Origin of the sequence: Lutibacter sp., assembly GCF_041596795.1 — a bacterium.
In the GTDB taxonomy this organism is placed as follows: Bacteria; Bacteroidota; Bacteroidia; order Flavobacteriales; family Flavobacteriaceae; genus Lutibacter.
In genome coordinates, this window is sequence record NZ_JBFHHX010000242.1 from 1 (window position 1) to 2911 (window position 2911).

4 protein-coding genes are annotated in these 2911 nt (G+C 29.2%); 3 read left to right on the forward strand and 1 reads right to left on the reverse strand.

Annotated elements, in window-relative coordinates; all coding sequences use genetic code 11:
• The first annotated feature begins 261 nt into the window (after positions 1-261).
• The gene (locus tag ABY298_RS15820) at positions 262-831 is read left to right on the forward strand and encodes a DNA mismatch repair protein MutS (protein WP_372747010.1); all 570 of its coding nucleotides are present in this window, start codon (positions 262-264) and stop codon (positions 829-831) included.
• Here ABY298_RS15820 and ABY298_RS15825 read toward each other — a convergent pair.
• Positions 828-1313 carry a hypothetical protein gene (locus ABY298_RS15825; RefSeq protein ID WP_372747011.1) on the reverse strand — a complete coding sequence of 162 codons (486 nt, stop codon included), beginning with the start codon at positions 1311-1313 and terminating at the stop codon, positions 828-830. The genes ABY298_RS15820 and ABY298_RS15825 overlap by 4 nt on opposite strands.
• Before the next feature lie 82 nt (positions 1314-1395).
• Here ABY298_RS15825 and ABY298_RS15830 point away from each other — a divergent pair, with 82 nt between their 5' ends.
• Both ABY298_RS15830 and ABY298_RS15835 read left to right on the forward strand, forming a co-directional pair.
• Positions 1396-2532: a cysteine desulfurase family protein gene (locus tag ABY298_RS15830; RefSeq protein WP_372747012.1), complete on the forward strand. Its 1137-nt coding sequence runs from the start codon at positions 1396-1398 to the stop codon at positions 2530-2532.
• Positions 2532-2911: type I phosphomannose isomerase catalytic subunit (locus ABY298_RS15835; protein ID WP_372747013.1), on the forward strand; the 380-nt coding region annotated here is incomplete at its 3' end. The genes ABY298_RS15830 and ABY298_RS15835, both read left to right, overlap by 1 nt.

Here is a 2911-nt window from a genome sequence, read left to right on the forward strand (position 1 = left end):
CATATAAAATTAAGATTTACTCGCTTGTTAACTCTTAATTGTGAGGCTATAAAATTGGCAATAGACTTTAATAATTGCTTTCTGTTTTCATCAATTTTTAAATTTTCTAAAGCAGTTTTAAAAAAATGTTCTGTATTTATGGAATCAATTTGCGTCATCTTTATATTTTTGCGTAAAAATAATTTTAAAAGTAATAATGAATATTTCTTCAAAATTACTAAAAAGTTAAGTAATTTGTTTTTAATTCAATGTTAATATAAAATGGAGAGAGTTTTTAAAATTGGTGACAATGTTGCTGTAGTTGATGAAATTTTTAAAGGTAAAGTAGTAGCAATTTCAAAAGGTAAAATTGTTATTGAAAGCACAGAAGGATTTTCTTTTGAATTTTCCCCTAACGAATTGGTTGTTATTGAAGAAAAACAATCGGATTTATCTAAATATTCTGATATAACAAATGAGGCTTTGGTTCAAAAATTAAACTACCAGGATAAAAAGAAAAAAGCACCAAAATTTAAAACTTCAACAAAACCTGAAGATTTAGGTCCAATGGAAGTAGATTTACACATTCATCAGCTAACAAAATCTACGGCAGGAATGGATAATTATGATATGTTAAACCTTCAGATTGATACGGCTAAACATAAAATTGAGTTTGCTATAAAAAACAAACTTCCAAAAATTGTTTTTATTCACGGTGTGGGTGAAGGCGTTTTAAAAAGCGAACTTGAGTTTTTATTTAAAAAATATAATATTTCATCGTACGCTGCAGACTATAAAAAATATGGTTTAGGCGCAACAGAGATTTATATTTATCAGAATCCTAAAAATTAAAGGTCTACTTCAAACGTTCCAAAATCTAAACTTTCATAATAAATACGGTCATCACCATCCATAAATAATAAATCAGAAATAGAAATTTCATAAGAATAACCCGTAACAACACTATCTTCAATAATTTCAGTAGTAACTATGTTAATGGTTGCACTTTCTGCATCTAAACTAGATATAACTTCTGGAGTTGTAGGTGGAATATCTTGGCAAAAGTAACTACTTGAAATTTCGTCGTCAAATATTCTATAAACAACAAGTAGTGAGGTGCTTGTATCGTACGATTCTTCTCCAACCGTTGTTCCTAACTCTCCATTTGTAAGTGTAATAGCCAAAACTTCAGTACCACTACTATTTTCAACATATAAAACATACTCGCCACACGAATTCACGGTATCTTCAAAATCAAAGGAAGGAACATCTAAATCACCATCGTTACAAGAAAAAAGAGTGATGATTAAAAAAAGCGTAAGAATTTTTTTCATTTTTAAAATTTAAAGCACAAAAATAATTGATTTCAGCCAGTATACGCAAATTGAAACCATTTATTTTAGTTATTTTTGCGAAGTGAAACAAGTATATTTAGACAACGCCGCCACAACACAACTATTGCCAGAAGTAATAGAAATAGTTACAGAGTCCATGAAAACTATTTATGGAAATCCTTCATCTATTCACCAAATTGGTAGAAAAGCGAAGTCAATGGTAGAAACTGCTCGAAAAAACATTGCAAAACATTTTAATGTAACAGCTTCAGAAATTGTTTTTACGGCTGGAGGAACGGAAGCAGATAATTTAATTTTAAGGAATGCAGTTACAAATTTAGGAGTAACTACAATTATTTCTTCAAAAATTGAACACCACGCAGTTTTACATACTATAGAACAACTTATAAAAGAGTTTAAAATTAAAATTTTTTGGGTTGATGTAGCTGCTGATGGAACCATAAGTTATGAGCATTTAGAGAAATTATTAAGCCAATCTGATGAAAAGAAGTTAGTGAGTTTAATGTTTGTGAATAATGAAATTGGAAACGTGTTAAATGTTCAAAAGGTTTCAGAAATGTGCAGTAAGAATAATGCATTTTTTCATACAGATGCTGTTCAGGCTGTTGGACATTTTAAGTTTGATATTAAAAAAACACCTATTGATTTTTTTGTAGCAAGCGCACATAAATTTCACGGCCCAAAAGGTGTTGGTTTTGCATATATTAAAAAAGGAATAGGAATATATCCAATTTTACATGGAGGTGAGCAGGAACGTGGAGCAAGAGCCGGAACAGAAAATGTGCATAGCATTTTAGGAATGGAAAAAGCACTGCAATTGGCTTATGAAAATTTGGATAATGAAAAAGTAGAAGTACAAAACTTAAAAAGTTATTTTATAACACAGTTAAAAAATAACTTTGAAAACATACGTTTTAATGGTACTTCTGAAAGTAAAAATGAGAGCAGTTATATTATTTTAAATGTTCAATTTCCTAAGGAATACCCAATGTTACTTTTTAATTTAGATTTAAAGGGTATAGCGGTTTCTGGTGGAAGTGCCTGCCAAAGTGGAAGTAATAAAGGTTCTCATGTTTTAAATACAATTTTACCAGATAAAGAAGCGAAAAATACTTCAGTTCGGTTTTCATTTAGTAAATTTAATACCTTTGATGAAATTGATTTTGTTTTAAATAACCTTAAACAACTCATAAAATAATGTTGAATTATCCAATAAAATTTAACCCCATTTTAAAAGATAAAATTTGGGGAGGAAATAAACTAGTTGAAGCATTAAACAAGAAATCCAATTTAAAAAATATAGGTGAAAGTTGGGAGATTTCTGATGTTGAAGGAGATATTTCTATTGTTGAAAATGGAACTTTAAAAGGAAAGTCGTTAAAAGAGTTATTAACATTATTTAAAGGGGAATTGGTTGGAAAAAACAACTATGCTAATTTTGGAAATAAGTTTCCTTTATTGATAAAATTTATTGATGCAAAACAAGATTTATCGGTACAAGTGCACCCAAATGATCAATTATCCAAAGAGCGCCATAATTCATTTGGAAAAACTGAAATGTGGTACATTATGCAATC

Bases quoted from the DNA above. Each gene is read 5' to 3' on its own strand.
- ABY298_RS15820 (WP_372747010.1), top strand. From the start codon at position 262: ATGGAGAGAGTTTTTAAAATTGGTGACAATGTTGCTGTAGTTGATGAA.
- ABY298_RS15825 (WP_372747011.1), bottom strand. From the start codon at position 1,313: ATGAAAAAAATTCTTACGCTTTTTTTAATCATCACTCTTTTTTCTTGT.